Genomic DNA, 19,649 nt, shown 5'->3' with positions numbered 1-19,649 from the left:
GTTCTCCTTGTGAAATCGAAAGATCGGTAATCCGAAGTGAAAGGCGCGGCGACGCTCATCCGAACGCGGCGCCGCCGTCGATCGCGAGCGTGCGGCCGACGTAGGCGTCGCATTCGATGATGAAGCGCAGCCCGAGCCAGATTTCGTCGGTCGACACCATCCGCTTGAGCGGCATCTCGTCGATCAGCCGCGCGCGGGTCGCGGCATCGAGCGTGGCCGCCATCGGCGTGTCGGTGAGGCCGGGCGCGAGGCCCGCGACGCGCACGCGGTGCTCGGCGAGCTCGAGCGCCCAGGTGCGGGTCAGCGCGTCGAGGCCCGCTTTCGCGGCCGCGTAGTTCGACTGCCCCGCGTTGCCGGCGCTGCTGACCGACGAGATGTTGACGATCAGGCCGTCGCGCGTCGCGTCGGCTTCGAGCCGCGCCGCGACGAACTCGCGCGCGAGCAGGAAGGGCCCCGTCAGGTTGATGCCGAGCACGCTGCCCCATTGCGCGGTGGGCAGCTTGCGCGCGTAGCGGTGCGCATCGAGCGTCGCGAGCCGGCCGTCGCGCAGCACGCCTGCGTTGTTGACGAGCACGTCGGGCACCTGGCCGTCGTCGACGAGCGTGGCCATCGCGGCCGCGACCGCGCGTTCCTGGCTCACGTCGACCGCCATCGTGCGCAGCCGCGCGGGCGCGCCGAGCGTATCGGCGAGCGCGCGCAGGCCCGGTGCGTGATGGTCGAGCGCGATCACGCGCGCCGCGCCCGCCGCGAGCAGCGCCTCGCAGAAGCGCTTGCCGATGCCGCTTGCCGCGCCCGTCACGAGCGCGGTCGTTCCTTCAATTCGCATTGTCGATCTCCTCGTTGACGGCGTCGGTCGCCGGTTGCGCGGCCGTGCGCGCCGCATGCTGCTGCCGCAGCGCATCGCGTTCGGCCGGCGACATGTCGCGCAGCCGAAGCCACGCGGCCGCGACCTTCGATGCCGCGCCGGGCGCGCTTTCGTGGCGTTCGATCAGCGCGGCCATGTCGGCCGGCGTGCGGCTCGCGAGCATGTCGCCGAGCGGCGGCTCGACGCCGAACACCTGGATCACCCGCGCGTGGATGCGCGTGAGCAGCAGCGAATTGCCGCCCAGGTCGAAGAAGTCGCTGTCGGGCGCGACCGGCGCGTTGTCGAACGCGCGGCGCCACAGCGCGCATACCATCTCCTCGAGCGCGTTCGCGGCCGCGCGCTCGGGGGCGGCCGCGCGCGGCCGTGCGGGCGGCGTCGCCAGCGTGCGGCGGTCGAGCTTGCCGTTCGCGGTGCGCGGCAGCGCGCCGTGCAGCGCGAAGACCTGCGGCACCATGTACGCGGGCAGGCGGCGTGCGAGCGCGTCGCGCAGCGGCGCGTCGTCGAACGGCCTGGCCGGGTCGCGCAGCACGAGATGCGCTTCGAGCCCCCACGCGCGGCCGTCGAGGCCGCGCCGGACCGTCGCGGCCGCGTCGGCGACGTTGTCGAGCGCACGCAGGTGCGCTTCGACGTCGCCGAGCTCGATCCGGTAGCCGTTGATCTTCACCTGGTCGTCCGCGCGGCCGAGCAGCGTCAGCGTGCCGTCGCCGTTGCGCACCGCGAGGTCGCCCGTCGCATACAGCCGCGCGCCGGGCTCGGCCGCGAACGGATCGGGGCGGAAGCTGCGCGCGGTGCGGCCCGGTGCGCGCGTATAGCCCTGCGCGAGGCCCGCGCCCGCGATCGTCAGCTCGCCGACCACGCCGGGCGGCGTCTCGTGGCCGTCGGCATCGACGACGCGCAGGCGCGTCGCGTCGAGCGCGCCGCCGATGCGCGCGGCTGCGGCCGCATCGGCAACGGGCAGCGCGGCCGACCAGATCGTCGTCTCGGTCGGCCCGTAGACGTTCAGCAGCGCGACGCCGCGCGCGAGCAGCGCCGCGGCGAGATCGGCGGGCAGCGCTTCGCCGCCGCACCACGCTTGAAAGCCCGGCTGCGGACGCCAGTCGGCCGACAGCAGCAGGCGCCACGTGAGCGGCGTCGCCTGCATCACGGTGGTCCTGCGCCCGGCGAGCTCGCGTGCGAGCGCGACGCCGTTCGCGGCCGTCTCGGCGGCCGCGATCGCGAGGTGCGCGCGGGTCACGAGCGGCAGGAAGAGCTCGAGCGCCGCGATGTCGAACGACACGGTCGTCACGCTCGTCAGCACGTCGTCCGGGCCGAGCGGGAAGCGCGCGGCGAAGCTGCGCAGCAGATTGACGAGCGCGCCGCGGCGCACGTCGACGCCCTTCGGGCGGCCCGTGCTGCCCGACGTGAAGATCGTGTAGGCGAGCGCGGCCGGATGCGCGCGGCGGGCGCGGGCGAGCGCGGTGCGCGCGGCGGCGAGGCCATCGGCGGCGGCGGGTGCGCGTGACGGCGCGACCACCGGCACGGCCACATCGCCGATGTTGCCGTCCGGATTCGCGACGATCGCGACGGGTGTCGAGTCGGCGAGCATCATCGCGCGGCGCTCGGCGGGCAGCAGCGGATCGATCGGCACATAGGCGGCACCCGCGAGCAGCGTGCCGACGAGCGCCGCGAGCAAGTCGACGCCGCGCGGCAGGCAGACGGCGACCGTCGTGCCGGGGCCGGCGCCGGCCGCGACGAGCCGTTCGGCGAGCTCGCCCGCTTCGGCAAACAGCTCGGCGCGCGTGACGGTGCGGTCCGGGCCGTGGATCGCGCTCGCCGGCGCGGCGTCGAGGGCGCGGGCGAACAGGTCGATCAGCGTGTCGGCGTTGGCGTTGGCGTGGGCGTCGTGCAGCACGGACACCGGCGCGATCGCGGCTTCGGCATCGGCCGACCCTGCGGAAGCGACCGCCACCGCGCCATCCGCAGCACACGAAGCAAGCGCGCCGATCGCATCGCCGCGCCCGTACGCGATACCCGCCGCAAGCTCGACGAGCGCATCGACGAGCGCGCCCGCCCGCGCGGCAGGCAGGCGCGCCGCGTCGTGCACCGCGTCGATGACGAGCCCGTCCGCATTCGGCTTCACGTACAGCATCAGCGGATAGTTCGACGCCTCGTTCGCCTCGATTGCACCGATGCGCAGCCCACCGGCATGCGCGCCCGCGTCGCGGTCGACCGGGTAGTTTTCATAGACGAACACGCTGTCGAACAGCGGCTGCTGTGCGCTCGCGCCGCTCCAGCGCTGGACGTCGACGAGGCTGCAATGCGCATGCCTGCCGACCTCCGACTGCGCGGCGAACAGCTGGCGCAGGAACGTGCCGACCGGCAGCGCGGGCCGGCAGTCGACGCGCACGGGCAGCGTCGAGATCAGCGCGCCGACCATGCGCTCGACGTCTGCGACCTCGGCGTCGCGCCCGGAGAACGTGACGCCGAACGTGACGTCGCGGCTGCGCGCGACGCGCGACAGCAGCAATGCATACGCGCCTTCGACGACGGTGTTGAGCGTCACCCGCTCGCGCGCGGCGACGGCGTTCAACGCGGCCGTCAGTTCGGGCGGCAGCACGCGGCGTACCGTGCCCGTTTGTGCCGCGTGCGGGGCGCTGCCGGCCACGGCCGTCAAGCCGAGATCGAGCGGCGCGTGGCGCGGGCCGAGCGTGGCACGCCAGAACGCTTCGGCGTCGCGCAGGTCATGCTGCACGCGCAGCCGCGCGGCGACGAAGCGGGCATACGACGGCGCGGCGGGCAGCGACGGCGCGCGGCCCGCGGCGTCCGCCGCATAGCAGTGCGCGACTTCGCCGAGCAGGATCGCCATCGACCAGCCGTCGAGCAGCGCGTGATGATGGGTCCACACGAGCCGCCACGGCGCGCCGTCGCGGCGCAGCAGCGTCACGCGCATCAGCGGCGGCCGCGCGAGATCGACGCCGCGCGCGCGATCCTCGGCGAGGAATGCGGCGAGCGCCTGCTCGGGATCGGCGTGCGCGGCGATCTCGCGGATCTCGAGCGCAAGCGGCTGCGGCGCGTGCACGCGCTGCACCGGATCGTCGAGATCGCGCCACGCGAAGCTCACGCGCAGCGCGTCGTGCCGCGCATAGACGTGCGACCACGCGCGCTCGAGGCGCGCCGCGTCGCATTCGCCTTCGATCGCCGCGACGATCTGTTCGAGATAGATGCCCGCCGACGCATCGGCGGCGCGCGCGTGGAACAGCATCCCTTGCTGGGTCGACGTGAGGCTCCACAGGTCGACGACGGGCGGCTCGGCGTCGAGCAGCGCCGGCAGCGCGTCCGCGGGCACGCGCGCGAGCGGGAAATCGCTCGGCGCCACGGCGGGCCGCGCGTCGCCGGCCGCCAGCAGCGCCTGCAGCTCGGCCTGCGCGCGGGCAGCCATCGCGCGGGCCTGCGTGTCGTCGAAGCGCCGCGCGTCGTAGTTCCAGCGCACGACCAGCCGGCCGTTCGCGACGAACGACACGATGTCGAGCGCGAAGCCGCGATCGTTGTCGTCGTCGGCGATCGGGCCGCAGTCCTCGCCGGCGAGCCGGATGCGCGACGCGGCGGGCAGCGCGCCGTCGATCTGGCCGAGATAGTTGAAGCAGACGTCGGGCAGCGCGCTCGTCGCGAGCGGATCGTCCGCCGGCGCCGCGTCGCGCAGCCGTCCGTAGCCGCGGCCATGCGCGGGCACCGCGCGCAGCGCGTCCTTTGCCGCGCGCAGGCGCGCGAGCGGCGACGGCGCGTCGAGCCGCTCGACGGCGAGCGGGTAGAGCGTCGTGAACCAGCCGAGCGCGCGCACGAGCGCCGCGTCGGCGCCGTCGCCCCGGCCGTGGTGCTCGATCGTCACGCCGACGCTGCTCGCGTGCGCCGCGTCGGCGAGCGCCGTCGCGAGCGCGGCGAGCAGGATTTCCTGCGCGCTCGCATGCAGCCGTGTCGCGCCGTCGCGCAGGAGGCGCGTCGTCAGGTCGGCATCGAGCGCGTGCTCGACGGTGCGCTGGTCCGCGTAGCGTGCCGCGCCCGCCGGCGCGAGCCGGCCCGCGCGCGCGGCGCGCGGTGCGGCCTCGCGCCAGTAGCGCTGCTCCGCTTCGTCGATCGCGGCGCACGCCTGCGCGCGCGCCCAATCGACGAAGCCGGACGGCGGCGCGGCGACCGGCCGCGCGTGCAGCGCGTCGTGCAGGTCGCTCGTCAGCACGCGCCACGACACGCCGTCGACGATCAGGTGGTGCATCACCAGCAGCAGCCGTGCGGACCCGTCCGCGAAGCCGCGCACGTGGAGCGCGCGCAGCAGCGGCGGCGCGCCGAGCTCGAGGCTGCGCTGCACGTCGCGCGCGAGCGAGGCGAGTGCGTCGGCGGCATGGTCCGCCGGCACGCGCGCCGTACGGAACCACGCTTGCGGCGGGCTCGTGTCGGCGAGCAGTTCCTGCGCGACGCCGTCGCCGCCGACCGTGAAGCGCACGCGAAATACGTCGTGCGCGGCGACGACGGCGGCGAGCGCGTCGCGCACCGCATCGTCGTCGAGCTCGCCCGGCAGGTCGAGCATCAGCGCCTGGTTCCAGTGCGCGGGCGCGGGCTGGTTCAGCGCGAAGAAGCGCGCCTGCGCGGGCGTGAGCGGCACCGGGCCGGGCAGCGCCGCGCCCCGGGCGCCGGCGTCGGCATCGACCCGCACCGCGACGCGCGCGAGCGCGGCGATCGTCGGATGCTCGAACAGGTCGCGCGGCGAGATCTGCCAGCCGCGCTGGCGGGCGCGCGCGCTCACCTGCAGGCTGACGATCGAATCGCCGCCGAGCGCGAGGAAATCGTCGTCGACGCCGATCGCCGTGCGGCCGGGCAGCAGTTCGTGCCAGATCGTCGCGAGCATCTGTTCGACGGGCGTGGCCGGCGCGCGCGCCGGCGCGGCGTCGCGCGCCGGTTCGACGGACGGAAAGCCGTTGCGATCGGTCTTGCCGTTCGGCAGCAGCGGCCAGTCGGCGGTTTCGGCGAACGCGCCCGGCACGAGCGACGCGGGCAGCCGCTCGGCCAGGAAGCGCCGATAGTCGGGCGGCGCGGCGTCGCCGGCGGCGGCCGCGTGCCGTTCGATCCACGCGACGAGGCGCACGCTGCCGTCCGGCATCGCGCGCGGCAGCACCGCGCAGCGCCGCACGGCCGGGTGCGTCGCGAGCAGGCTTTCGATCTCGCCGGGTTCGACCCGCCAGCCGCGCAGCTTCAGCTGGTGATCGCGGCGGCCGAGGTAGTCGAGCCGGCCGTCGGGCAGGCGGCGCGCGAGATCGCCGGTGCGGTACAGGCGGCCACCGTTCGCGCCCGGCAGCGGGTCCGGCCGGAAGCGCCGCGCGGTTTCGCCGGGGCGGCCGTGATAGCCGCGCGCGAGCCCCGCGCCGCCGATCCAGATTTCGCCGGCGACGCCGGGCGGCACGGGCGCCATCCGCTCGTCGAGAATGAACACGCCGACGTTGTCGATCGGCGTGCCGAGCGACGGCGGCGCGATGGCCGCATCCGCCTGCGCGGCGTCGCCATCGACGACGACGCAGCTCGTCGCATCGATGGTCGTCTCGGCCGGGCCGTAAAGGTTGATCAACTGCGCGCGCCACGCTTGCCGGAAACGCTCGGCCGTCGTACCGCGCAGCGCCTCGCCGCCGACGAACACGCGCGTCACGCGCCGCATCCGGGCGAGCGCGGCCGGGTCGTCGAGGATCACGTCGAGCAGGCTCGGCACGAGCTGCACGACGGTCGCGCCGCTTTGCTCGACCGCGTCGGCGAGCGCGTTCACGTCGCGCGATGCGTCGGCGGGCGCGAGCGCGAGCGTTGCGCCGCTCGCGAGCGGCGCCCAGAATTCCCACACCGACGCGTCGAAGCTGACCGGCGTCTTCTGCAGCACGACATCGGCTGCGTCGAGCGGGAAGCGGCCCGCCATCCAGCGCATGTGGTTCGCGAGCGCGCCGCGCGAGACGGCGATCGGCTTCGGCCGCCCCGTCGAGCCCGACGTGAAGATCAGGTAGGCGAGCGCATCGTCGGGCACGTCGCGCGCGATCGGCGCGGCGTCGCCGGAGGTCGCGCGGAAGTCGTCGAGCAGCAGCACGTCGGCGTGCGGCGCGGGCAGTTGCGCGGCCGTCGCCGTGGTCGCGACGACGAGCGCCGGCCGGGCTTCGTCGAGCGTCATTTGCAGCCGTGCGGCGGGCAGGCGCTCGATGTCGAGCAGGCAGTACGCGCCGCCGGCCTTCAGCACGCCGACGAGCGCGACCGCGACACGCACGTCGCCCGGCGCGAGCGCGATCGCGACGACCGTGTCCGCGCCGACGCCGCGCTGGACGAGGCGCGCGGCGAGCGCATCGGACGCGGCATCGAGCGACGCGAAATCGAGTTGCGCATCGACGCCGCGCACTGCGCGGCGCTGCGGATGCGCGCGGGCCACGGCGCGCACGCGGGCGAGCAGGTCGCCCGCCGGCAGGTCGGCCGGCGCGCCCTGCGACGCACGCAGCGCGGCGGCGTCGGCCGCGGCGAAGCGCGCGCCGGCATCGTCCGGCCGCGCCGCGAAATGGTCGGCCGCCTGCACGTAGCGATCCGCGAGCCACGCGATCTGCGCGTCGGAGAACGCGTCGCGATCGTACGACAGCGAGACCGTGATGCCGCGCGCGCCGTCGTTCGCGCGCGTGACGGCGAACGTCGTCGCGCACGGAATCTCGACCGCCTCGTGGCTGCGGGCCTCGACGACCGTCAGCGCGCCGTCGCGCCGCAGCGCGTCGTACGCATGAAAGTCGACGAAATTGAACGACGTGTCGAAGCGCGCCGCGCCGTTGCCCGGCGCGAGCAGGCCCGCGATCGCGGCCATCGGGTAGCGGCGATGCGCGAACAGGTCGGCTTCGGCGGCGCCGGCCGTGCGCGCCAGGCTCGTCCAGTCGTGCGCGTCGACGTCCAGCCGGAACGGCAGCGTGTTGAGGAACAGGCCGACCATCGCGGCGCCGTCCGTTTCGGCCGGGCGGCCGTTCGAGACCAGGCCGGTCACGACGTCGCGCGCGCCGCTCGCGAGCGACAGCACCTGCAGGTGGATCGCGAGCAGCAGCGACTTGAGCGGCAGGCCGTTGCGTTCCGCGTGCGCGCGCAGCGCGGCGGCGGTGGCGGCGGGCAGCGCGCGCTCGTGCCGGCCCGCGCGCGGCGTGTGCGGATCGCGGGGGGCGCGCGGCCAGCGCGGCAACGCGGCCGACGGCGCGCCGGCAAGCCGTTCCGCCCAGAAGCGCCGCGTGTCGGCGTTGTCGAGCGCGGCCTGCTCGAGCCGCACGAATTCGCGGTACGGCGTGGCCGGCGCGGCGATCTCGCCGCCGCCGACGAGCGTCGCGAAATCGGCGAGCAGCCGCGCGACGCTCCAGCCGTCGAGAATGGCGTGATGGAACGCGATGCCGATCTGCCATTCGTCGCGACCGAGCGCCTGGAGCACGAAGCGCAGCAGCGGCGGCCGGCGCGGGTCGCAGCGCTCGGCGCGCAGCCGCGCGAGCAGCGCCGTGAAGCGGCGCTCGCGTTCGAGCGGGTCGAGCGCGCTCAGGTCCTCGATCTCGGCCTGCGGCGTCGCATGCGCATGGACGAGCTGCAGCGGGCGCTCGACGCCGTCGAGCAGGAAGCGCGTGCGCAGCGCCGGATGCGCGGCCGCGAGCGCGTCGAGCGCGGCGGGCACGCGGGCGGCGTCGACGCGTGCCCGCACGTGGAAGCACATCGCGTCGTAATACAGGTCCCGCTCGTCGCCCGATTCGGCGTGGTGCAGCATGCCCGCCTGCAGGCGCGCGAGCGGGTACGCATCCTCGACGTCCGCCGGCAGGCGGCGGCGCTCGTCGTCGCTGATCAGCGAGAACGGCGGGGCGGGCAGCGGGGCGGGCTGAGCGGCGCCCGGCGCGGCATCGCGCGGTGCCGGCGCGCCCTCGCCCTGGCGCGCGCGCGGCTTCGCGGCGAGCAGCGCCTCGATCGTGCGATGCCGGAACAGGTCCGCGATGTCGATCTCGAAGCCGCGCTCGCGTGCGAGGCCAGCCACGCGGATGCTGCGGATCGAATCGCCGCCGAGCGCGAAATAGTCGTCCCGCACGCCGACGGCGTCGACGCCGAGCGCTTCGCGCCAGACGGCCGCGAGCGCTTCCTCGTCGGCGTTGCGCGGCGCGACGCGGGTGCTCGCCGCCTGCGCCGGCGCGGGCAGCGCGCGTCGGTCGAGCTTGCCGTTCGGCGTCAGCGCGAATGCGGGCGTCGCGATCAGGAACGACGGCACTTCGTGCGCGGGCAGCCGCGCGTCGAGATGGCGGCGCAGTGCGTCGACGTCGACTGCCGCACCGGGCTGCGCGACGAACCACGCGCACAGGCGCGCGTCCCGCGCGTGTGTCCCGCCCGGCTCGGCCGCGACGAATGCGTCGGCGATGCCCGGGTGCGCGAGCAGCGCCGCGCGCACTTCGTTCGGCTCGATCCGGTGGCCGCGGATCTTGAGCGCGTCGTCGCCGCGGCCGACGTACACCAGCTCGCCGTTCGCGTCGCGCCGCGCGAGGTCGCCCGAATGGTAGACGCGTGCCGCGCCGTCGCCCGTGAAGCGCTGCGCGGTGAGCTCGGGCCGGTTCAGGTAGCCGAGCGCGACGCCCGCGCCGCCGATCAGGATCTCGCCGGTCGCGCCGTCGGGCACGTCGTGCCCGCACGCGTCGACGATGCGGATCGTCAGATCCGCGAGCGGCTCGCCGATCGGCGACGCGTCGGTCTCGACGTCGCGCGCGCGCATCGGGCGCAGCGTCGCGTGCACGGTGATCTCGGTGATGCCGTACATGTTGTCGAGGCACGGCGCCGCGTCGCCGCGCCGCGCGATCCAGCCGGCGAGATCGCGCGGATGGAGCGCCTCGCCGCCGAATACGACGTGGCGCAGCGCGAGCGCGGGCCGCAGCCGCGCGTCGGCGTCGTCGAGCATCCGGAACGACGACGGCGTCTGGCTCAGCATCGTCACGCGCTCGGCGCCGAGCAGCGCGAGCAGCGCGTGCGGATCGCGCGCGGTTTCCCGCGACGCGATCACGACGCGTCCGCCGTGCAGCAGCGCGCCCCACAGCTCCCACACCGAGAAATCGAAGGCGAACGAATGCGTGCAGCTCCACGTGTCGTCCGGACCGAAGCCGAAGTGGGCGCGGGTCGCGTCGAACAGGCGGCCGACGTTGTCGTGGCTCACGAGCACGCCTTTCGGCTGGCCGGTCGAGCCCGACGTATAGATCACGTAGGCCGGCTGGTCGCGCCCGACGGGCGCGAACGCCGCGTCGGCCGGCGCCGGCCACGCGCCGACGTCGTCGAGCAGCAGCATGTCGCAGCCCTGCGGCGCGCGCGCCGCGGTCGCGCGCACGGCGAGCAGGTGACGCGCGCCGCTGTCGGCGACGAGGTACGCGAGCCGTTCGTCCGGATGCGTGCTGTCGAGCGGCACGTAGCAGCCGCCCGCGAGCAGCACGCCGAGCATCGCGGCGACGGCCGATGCGTCGCGCTCGAGCAGCAGCGCGACGCGATCGCCGCGCGCGAGCCCCGCGTCGCGCAGCCGCACGGCGATCGCGCGCGCCTGCGCGGCGAGTTGCGCGTAGGACGCCTGGCCGCCCGGATGCGTGACGGCGATGCGCTCGCCGGCGTCGGCGGCGACGGCGAGGAAGCGGTGCGCGAGGCCCGGGTCGGATGCCGGCTGAGCGGCAGCGGCTGGCAGCGCCGGCGTGACCGGCTCCGGCCGCAATCCCACTTCGCGCAGCGACGCCGACGCATCGCCCGCGAACGTCCGCACGACATGCAGCAGCGCGTCCAGCACGCCCTGCGCGGCGGGCGCGTCGATGCGCGCCGCGTCGAAGCCGAGCTTCACGCCGATCCGCTCCGGGCCGGGCGCGAAGCTCAGCGTGAGCGGCAGATGCGTGTGCTCTTCCTGCCGGACGTCCGAGATCCGGAAGCCGGCGTCGGCCGCGCCGAGCGCGTCCTGCAGCGGGAAATTGTCGACGGCGACGAGGCATTCGAAGAGCGGCCGGTCCGACGCGACGCCGGCCGCGTCGCGCACGTCGGGCAGCGCGCAGTGCGCGAGCCGCTGCAGCCCGTGCTGGCCGCGCTGCACTTCGCCGAGCCATTCGACGATGCCGGCCGCATCCGGCACGGCGATCCGGAACGGCACGGTGTTCGCGAGCAGCCCGACCATCTGCTCGATGCCGTCGACGGGCGCGGCGCGGCCCGACAGCACGAGCCCGAACACGGCTTCGTCGGCGCGCGCGAGTCGGCTCAGCACGAGCGCGCACGCGCCGATCAGCACGGTGCCGACCGTCACGCGCGCCGCCGCCGCGAGCCGCGCGACGTCCGTCGCGCCCAGTTCGGCGCGCAGCACGCGCATGTCCTTGCCGTCCTCGCCGGGCCGCGCCGGGCGATCGACGCCGAGCGGCATCGGCAGGCTCGCGCCGTCGAGCAGCGCGCGCCACGCGCCGGCGTCGCGCGCGGGATCCTGCGCGCCGAGCCAGTCGACGTAGTCGGCGAAGCGCGCGGCGGCGGGCGGCGCCGCGTGCGCTGCATCCGCGTAGAGCGCGAGGAAATCCTTCAGCACGAGCGGCAGCGACCAGCCGTCGATGATCACGTGATGGTGGGTCCACACGAGCGTCCAGCGGGCGTCCTCTTCGCGGATCAACGCGATGCGCATCAGCGGCGGACGGTTCAGCCGGAAGCCCTGCCGGCGCTGTTCGGCGGCGAAGTGCTCGAGCGCTTCGGCGCGCGCGGCGGCGGGCCGGGCGCGCCAGTCCTCGACGATGAGCGGCACCGTCGCGTCGGCGAACACGACTTGCCGCGGCTCCGACTGCCCGCGCGTGACGAACGCGCTGCGCAGCGCTTCGTGGCGGCGCACGAGCGCCGCGAGCGCGGCCCGGAAGCGTTCCGGGTCGACGTCGCCGTCGAGCCGGCAGACGATCTGCTCGAGATAGGCCGGGCTGTCGGGGGCCGCGAGCGCATGGAACAGCATGCCGCGTTGCAGCGGCGACAGTCCGATGATGCGCTCCACGGCAGGCGTGGAGCGCGGGTCGGAAACGGCGGGGCGGATCTGCGCTTGGCTCATTCGGTATCCGTAAGGTCGAGAAGCAGGGCGTCGAGTTCGGCGGGCCGCAGTTGCTCGCCGCCCGGAAGCGGTGGAGCAGACGGTTGCGGCGCCGCGGGCAGCGCGTCGAGTCGCGCGACGAGGTGGTGGCACAGGGAGCGGATCGCGTCGTCCGTCAGCGCGGCGAGCCGGCCGATGTCGGGCGGCGCGGCGGCGTCGCGCCGCGCGCCGCTGTACGCGAAGCGGATCGACAGCGCGCCGGCCGCGATCGCCGCGTCGATCGCGAGCGGATGCAGCACCGGGTCGCCCGGTGCGCGGCCGTCGGGCAGGCCGCCCGCGACGCGCGCGCCGAGTTCGGGCAGCGCGCCGGCATCGCCGTCGGCGGCCGTGCCGAGATAGTTCCAGCTGACGGCGCGCGGATGCGCATCGACGAGCGCGCCGTGCCGGGCCAGCACGCCGAAGCCGACGCCGCCGTCGGGCACCGCGCGCAGCAGCGTCTTGACGCGGCTGATCGATGCATCCCAGTCGCCGCCGGATTCGATGCGCAGCGGATAGACGCAGGTGAACCAGCCGACCGTCTGCGACAGGTCGGCGTCGACGCCCGCCGGCACCTGCCGGCCGTGGCCTTCGACGTCGAGCCGCAGCGCGGCGCCGCTCGTCCAGCGTCCCCACGCGTGCGCGAGCGCGGCGAGCAGCAATTCCTGCGTGCGGGTGTCGTGCACGCGATTGAGCGCACCGGTCAGTTGGCCGGTGAGCGCGGCGTCGAACACGAGCCGCACGCTGTCGAGCGCGTCGACGCGGCCGGGCACGCCGAGGGTGTCGTCCGCATCGCGGGGTGTCGCGGCCAGCATCGTTTCCCAGAAGCCGCGCTCGGTGTCGCGCGCGCCCGCCGTCGCGGCGAGCATGTCGTTCCAGCGGCGGTAGCTCGTCGTGCGCGGCGCGGCGGGCGGCGCTTCGCCACGCCGCGCGGCGCCGTAGCAGGCGTCGAGATCGGCGAGCAGGATGCGCCACGATGCGACGTCCACCACCAGGTGATGGGCGACGACGATCAGCTCCGGCGCGCCGGCCGGGCCGTGCGGCACGTAGCCGGCCCGCGCGGCGGGGCCGTGCACCGGATCGAGCCCGGCTTGCAGCGTGGCCGCGTACGCGGCCAGCGCCGCGTCGTCGGCGAGCGGGGCGGGCGCGATCGCGAGCGGCAGCAGCGCCGCGCCGTCGCGCGCCGCGTAGTGTTGCCGCCAGCCGTCCTCGCGGTGCGCGACGCGCAGCCGCAGCGCGTCGTGACGCAGCGCGAGCGCCGCGAGCGCGCGGGCGAGCGCGTCGGGATCGGGCGGCGCCGCGAAGGCGAGCCGCACGTCGAGCGTGAAGCGCCGCGGCGTGTCGCCGCCGCGTTCGAGGAACCAGCGCTGGATCGGCGCGAGCGGCACGTCGGCCGCTTCCGGTTCCGGCTCGGGCGCAAGCGCGCGCGCGTCGGCCGCAGCGCGCGTCCGGCAGACGTCGGCGATGGCGCGCGGCGTGCGCAGTTCGAGCACCTCGCCCGCGCCGATCTTGATCCCGTGCCGCAGCATCGTCGCGGCGACCTGCAACGCGAGGATCGAGTCGCCGCCGAGCGCGAAGTAGTCGTCGTCGATGCGCGCGTCGGGCACGCCGAGCACCTGGCGGAACGCGTCGCGCACCCAGCGCTCGACGTCGTCGCGCGGCGCGTCGGCCACGGCGTCCACTGCCGCATCCGTGCGCGGGGCAGGCGCGTGCGCGTCGCGCAGCGTCGCGCGATCGATCTTGCCCGACGACGTGAGCGGCCAGTCCGGCACGACCACGAAGCGCGCGGGCACCTCGTGCGGCGCGAGCGCGCGCGCCGCGTGAGCGCGCAGCGCGTCGACGTCGAGCGTGGCGTCGCGCGGAATCACGAACGCGGTCAGTTCCGGGCGGCGGCCGTATTCGGTCACGTCGACAAGCGCCTCGCGCACGGACGCGTCGCGCAGCAGCACGCCGGCGATGCCGTCCGGATCGATCCGGTAGCCGCGCAGCTTCACATGGCCGCCGGCGCGGCCGAGATAGCGGATCGTGCCGTCGGCGAGCAGCATGCCGCGGTCGCCGGTGCGATACAGGCGTGCGCCCGGCTCGGCCGCTGCCGGGTCCGGTATGAAGCTCGCGGCGGTGAGGCCGGGGCGGCCGAGATAGCCGCGTGCGAGCGCGGGGCCGCCCACGCAGATCTCGCCCGCGACGCCGACCGGCGCCACGCCGAGCCAATCGTCGAGCACGACGGTGCGCACGCCTTCGATGGCGGCGCCGATCGGCGGCAGCGGCTCGTGCGCGTCGCACACGTGCAGGCTCGCGCACACGGTGGCTTCGCTCGGGCCGTATGCGTTGACGACGCGCCGGCCGCGCGCCCAGCGCGCGAGCAGGCCGGCGGGCGCGGCTTCGCCCGCGGCGACGATGGTCCTGACGCCGGCGAGGTCGGCATCGTCGAGCGCCGCGAGCAGCGACGGCGGCAGCGTCACGTGCGTGACGCGGCCCGCGCGCGCGGCGTCGATCAGCGCGCTCGACGTGTCGCTTTGCTTCGCGCCTTCGGGCGGCAGCACGAGCGCGGCACCGGTCGACAGCGCCGTGAAGATTTCCGCGACCGACGCGTCGAACGTGAGCGGCGGGAACAGGAAGATGCGGCTCTGCGCGTCGACCGCGAAGCCGGCGTGCATCGCGCGGCACATGTTCGCGATGCCCGCGTGCGTGACGCCGACGCCTTTCGGCTCGCCGGTCGAGCCGGACGTGTAGATCACGTAGGCGAGGCTCGACGAAGGCGGCGCGGGGAGCGGTGCCGCATCGTCGCCGGATTCGTCGCGGGATTCGTCGCCGGATTCGAGCAGGTCGGCGATATGCAGCGTGACGATGCCGTCCAGGTCGAGCGCCGTCGCTCCGGATTCGGCCGCACCGATCACGACGCGCGCGCCGGCGTCGCGCAGCATGTAGCCCAGGCGCGCTGCCGGATAGTGCGGATCGAGCGGCAGATAGGCGGCGCCCGCCTTCAGGATGCCGAGCAGCGACGCGATCGCGTTCACGCCGCGCGGCAGCATCATCCCGACGACCGTTCCCGGTCCGGCGCCGAGCCGTCGCAACCGCGCGGCGATCGCGCCGGCGCGGCGCGCGAGCGCGGCGTAGGTCAACGTGTCGGTTGGCGTGATCAGCGCGGGGGCGTCGGGCCGGCGCGCCGCCGCGCGCTCGAACAGCGCGTGCGCGAGCGGCGGCGCGCCGTCGTATCCGTCATGCGGGGCGGGCAAGGCGGGCACGTCGCGTGCGCCGTCTGCGTGCCGTGCGGCCGGTTCGTCGCCGATTTCGGCCAGCGTCGCGCCGGGCGTCGCGGCGAACCGTTCGACGAGCCGCGCGAGCCGCTCGACGAGCGCAGCCGCCTGCGCGTCCGGGTAGCGGTTCGCGTCGTATTCGAGCCGCAGTTCGAAGCACTCGCCGGGGATGATCGCGAGCGTCACCGGGTAGTTCGTGTGCTCGTGATAATCGGGCCGCGCGAACACGAGCCCGCCGGGCGCGGCGAAATTGCCTTCGACCGGATAGTTCTCGAACACGACGAGCGTGTCGAACAGGTCGTTGGTATCCGCGCCGGCCGCGCGCAGGATGTCGGACAGGCGCTCGTGCTCGCTCGCGTGCAGTTCGGCGAGCGCCTGCTGCACGCGGGCGAGCAGGCCGCGGACGGTCTGCACCGGCGCGAGCGTCACGCGCAGCGGCAGCGTGTTGATGAACAGGCCGATCATCGCGTCGGCGCCCGGCGCGCCGCTCGAGCGGCCCGACAGCGTGACGCCGAACGCGACGTCCGCGCCGACGCCGCTGCGCGCGAGCAACAGCGCCCACGCGGCGTTGAACACGGTGCCGGGCGTGACGCCCGCGCCCCGTGCGAGCTGCTCGATCGCGCCGCTCGCCGCGCGCGTGAGCGTGACGTCGCGGCGCGCGTGGCGAGCCGGGCCTCGCGCGGGCGCGGCGAGACGCGCGGGCGCCAGCCCCGCGAGCCGGGCGCGCCATGCCTCGTGTGCGGTGCCCGGTGCGCGCAGCGCGAGCCACGCGAGATGATCGGCGAACCGGCGCGGCGCCGGCAATGCTGCGTCGCGCCCCGCGTAGATTGCGATCAGCTCGCGAAAGAACACCGGAATCGACCACCCGTCGAGCAGGATGTGATGGAAGCTCCACAGCCAGCGATGGCGCTGCGGGCCGAGCGTGGCGATCGCGAGCCGCATCAGCGGCGGGTGCGACAGGTCGAACGGTTGCGCGGCGTCGTCGCGCAGCCATTGCGCGAGCCGCGCGTCCTGTTCGGCGGGCGTGCTTGCATCGGACCAGTCGAGCCGCGTGACGGGCAGCGCCGCCTGCGCGCCGACGAACTGGATCGGCCGGCCGCCCGCGCGCGCGACGAAGCCCGCGCGCAGCGCGTCGTGCCGCTCGAGCATCGTCTGCCACGCGGCCACGAAACGCGGCAGGTCGAGCGGGCCGTCGACCGCCGCCGTGATCTGCTCGTGAAACGCGGTCGACGCGTGGTGCGCGCTCGCCTCGAACAGCATGCCTTCCTGCAGCGGCGTGAGGCTGGCGACGATCGCCGCGTCGGCGATCGCCGGGGCGAGTTCGTCCATCTCGTGCTGCGCGAGGCGCGCGAGCGGATGGTCGGCCGCCAGCCGCGGCGCGGCGGCGATCGCGTCGAGCAGCGCGTCGAGCCGCGCGATCCAGCGCTGCGCCGCGTCGCGCATGTGCTGCGGATCGAGCACCTTCGGCGAATAGCGCCAGTCCATCCGCAGCTCGCCGTCGATCACGCTGGCGACGACGTCGAGCGTGAAGCTGCGGCGGTTCGCGCCGTCGCGCTCGCCGGCGATCAGGTCCGGGCGCAGCGCGAACGTGCCGTTCGCCGGGCGGCCGATCACGCCGAGGAAGTTGAAGCTGATCTCCGGCAGCCCCGCGGCGTCGAGCCGTTGCCGGGCGTCCTGCGACGCGCCGAGCCAGCGCACGAGGCCGTATTCGTGGCGGCGCGGCGCGAGCGAGGCGAGCGCATGGGCGGCGCGCGCGAGCAGGTCGAGCGGCGCGTCGCGCAGGCAGTCGTCGAGCACGATCGGGCTGAGCGCGGTGAACCAGCCGACGAGCGCCGACACGTCCACGCCGTGTTCGCCGTCGCGGCCGTGATGTTCGAGCGTGAGCGCGACGCGCTCGCTGTCGAGCGCGGGCGCGAGCGCCGCGCACAGCGACGCGATCAGGATCGCCTGCGTGCGCGAGCGGCCGCCGGCCGGGCCGCTGTCCAGCAGGCGCGTGGTCTGCGCGGGCGACAGGCGCCATGTGTCGACGCGCGTGTCCGCCTCGGACCCTGGGGCGACCGCGTCCGAGCGGGTCGGCAGCGCCGCGAAGCCGCGCGCGGCGAGCGCGAGCCACGGTGCGGGGTCGGCCGCCAGCGCGGCGGCGCTCGCGGCGCGATGCCAGTGCGCGAGCGACGCGGCCGGGGCGGGCGGCGGCGCATCGCCGCCGAGCGACGCGGCGAGCTGGTGCAGCAGCACCGACCACGAGAGCGCGTCGACGGCGACGTGGTGGACGGCGAGCGCGACCAGCGGCGGCGCGCCGTCCCGGCCGATCAGCGCGGCGCGTGCGAGCGGGCCGTGCCGCAGGTCGAGGCGCGCGGCCAGCGAGGCGATCACGTCGCGTGCTTCGTCATCGCTCGCGACCGTGCAGACGTCGAGCGGGAAGCGTTCCGGCGTGCGCTGTTCGCCGCCGTCGCCGCCGTTGCCGCCGTCGTCCGGCTCGAACGCGACGCTGGCGCGGCCCGCGTCGAGCGTGACGCGCTGGCGCAGCGCCGGGTGCTGCGCGGCGAGTTGCCGCAACGCATCGCGCAGCGGCTCGGGCGCGATCGCGTGCGCCGTTTCGACGACGATCGTCTGTGCCCAATGATTCGGGGCGGCGAGCCCGAGCTGCGCGAACCACGCGATGATCGGCGTCGGCGGCAGCGCGTCGTCGGCGCACGGCTCGCCTGCAGCGTCGCGGGTTGCGACAAGCGGCGCATGCGTGAGCGGTTCGTGATCGAGCGCGTCGGCGAGCGCGCGCAGGCTGACGCCGCCGAGCATCTGGGCGGGCGTCAGGTGCAGGCCCTTGCCGCGCGCTTCGACGATCGCGCGCAGCGCGCTCAGGCTGTCGCCGCCGAGCGAGAAGAAGCTGTCGTCGCGGCCCGGTTCGCGGCCGAGAATACGGGCCCAGACGTCGGCGAGCGCGCGCTCGGTGGGGGTGGCGGGCGGGGTGCGGCGGGGTGCGGCATCGGCGTCGGCATCGGGGTTGCCGCTGCGGCCGCCGTCGTCGCCGGCGCGCGTTGCTGCCGACACGACTGGCCCGGCGGGCGACGGCACGGCCGGCGGCGGCGGCGCGAGTTCAGGCAGCGGCAGCCGTGCGATCGGCTCGTGCGGTGCGCGCAGCACGGCGTCGACCAGGTCGGCGAAACTCGCCAGCCAGGTATCGGCAGTCTGCGCATCGAGCACGTCGCAGCGATGTTCGAGCGCGGCATGCAACGCGTCCGCGCGCGGTTCGAGCATCAGCGTCAGGTCGAATTTCGCGGCGGCCGGATACACGGGCACGACGTCGATCGACAGCGTGCCGAGCCGCGGCATGCGCAGCGGCGCGCTTTGCAACGCGAACAACGCGTGGAAGAGCGGCGTGTCGACCGCATCGCGCGCATGCCGCCGCGCGACTTCGTCGAACGGCGCGTTCGTATGCGCGAATGCCTCGAGCACGACGCCGCGGCAGCGCGCGACCAGGGTCGCGAAATCGGGCTCGCCCGACACGTCGATGTCGAGCACGAGGGTGTTCGCGAAAAAGCCGATCATCGGCTCGAATTCGGGACGCAGCCGGTTCGCGACCGGCGTGCCGACCGCGAGCCGCGTCGCGCCGCTCGCGCGATGCAGCAATGCCGCGAAGGCGGCGAGCAGCACGACGAACGGCGTCGTGTCGGCGTCGCGCGCGCATTGCTCGACGCGCCCGGCCAGCGCGGCGGCAAGCGCGCGCTGCGTCGTGCGTCCCGGCGTGTCGCGGCGGGGCGGCGCGGCGGGCTCGCGCGGCGGCGCGGCGTCGGCCGCACGCGGAAACGGGAACGGCGCGAGCGGCGCGAGCCGTTCCGCCCAGAAGCCGACGTCGGCCGTCAACGCGTCGCCGGCCTCGATCTCCCATGTTGCATAGTCGCCGTACTGGAGCGCCGGTTCGTCGGGCGCGCCGGCCGCGGCGCCGGTTTCGTACGCGTATTGCGCGTCGAGCTCGCCGACGATCCGGTCGAGCGACCAGCCGTCGCATGCGATGTGATGGATCACCAGCGACAGCACGTGCTCGTCCGGCGCGAGTTCGAAGAGCGCCGCGCGCAGCATCTGCGGGCGGCGCAGGTCGAACGGCGTGGCTGCCTCGGCCGCGAGCCGCGCGGGCAGCGCGTCGCGTGCGAGCGGCTCGCGCGCCAGTTCGAAGGCGGCAGACTCGTGGACGAACTGCATCGGCTGGCCGTCCACCGCGCCGTAGCTCGTGCGCAGGATTTCGTGCCGGCGCACGAGCGCGTCGAGGCTGCGCGCGAGGGCGTCGGCGTCGAGCGCGCCGACGATGCGCAGCGCGAGCGGGATTGCGTAGGCGGTCGAATCCGGGTCGAGTTCGGCCAGCATCCACAGGCGCCGTTGCGCGCGCGATTGCGGGAAGACGAAGACGTCGTGCGTGTCGAGCGGAGCGCGGTTCGTGTGCGTCATC

The 19,649-nt window shown here is 75.1% G+C and carries 3 protein-coding genes; all 3 read right to left on the bottom strand.

The window, feature by feature from the left end:
* Window positions 1-55 precede the first annotated feature (55 nt).
* The 3 genes from HWY45_RS27005 to HWY45_RS26995 are packed head-to-tail and all read right to left on the bottom strand — an operon-like array spanning window position 56 to window position 19,648.
* Window positions 56-826 carry an SDR family NAD(P)-dependent oxidoreductase gene (locus HWY45_RS27005; RefSeq protein ID WP_059960446.1) on the bottom strand — a complete coding sequence of 257 codons (771 nt, stop codon included), beginning with the start codon at window positions 824-826 and terminating at the stop codon, window positions 56-58.
* The gene (locus tag HWY45_RS27000; protein ID WP_081069869.1) at window positions 816-11,936 is read right to left on the bottom strand and encodes a non-ribosomal peptide synthetase; all 11,121 of its coding nucleotides are present in this window, start codon (window positions 11,934-11,936) and stop codon (window positions 816-818) included. Before HWY45_RS27000 ends, HWY45_RS27005 begins: the two co-directional genes overlap by 11 nt.
* On the bottom strand, window positions 11,933-19,648 hold the full coding sequence (locus HWY45_RS26995) for a non-ribosomal peptide synthetase (protein WP_059884193.1): 7,716 nt from the start codon (window positions 19,646-19,648) through the stop codon (window positions 11,933-11,935). Before HWY45_RS26995 ends, HWY45_RS27000 begins: the two co-directional genes overlap by 4 nt.
* Between the last annotated feature and the right edge of the window lies 1 nt (window position 19,649).

It is taken from the genome of Burkholderia stagnalis (assembly GCF_902830275.1).
GTDB lineage: Bacteria > Pseudomonadota > Gammaproteobacteria > Burkholderiales > Burkholderiaceae > Burkholderia > Burkholderia stagnalis.
The sequence above is the reverse complement of the archived record's forward strand: the minus strand, read 5'-3'. Positions and strand labels throughout refer to the sequence as shown.

Coding starts and splice junctions, on each gene's coding strand:
- HWY45_RS26995 (WP_059884193.1), bottom strand. CDS start 19,648: ATGACGCACACGAACCGCGCTCCGCTCGACACGCACGACGTCTTCGTC.
- HWY45_RS27005 (WP_059960446.1), bottom strand. CDS start 826: ATGCGAATTGAAGGAACGACCGCGCTCGTGACGGGCGCGGCAAGCGGC.
- HWY45_RS27000 (WP_081069869.1), bottom strand. CDS start 11,936: ATGAGCCAAGCGCAGATCCGCCCCGCCGTTTCCGACCCGCGCTCCACG.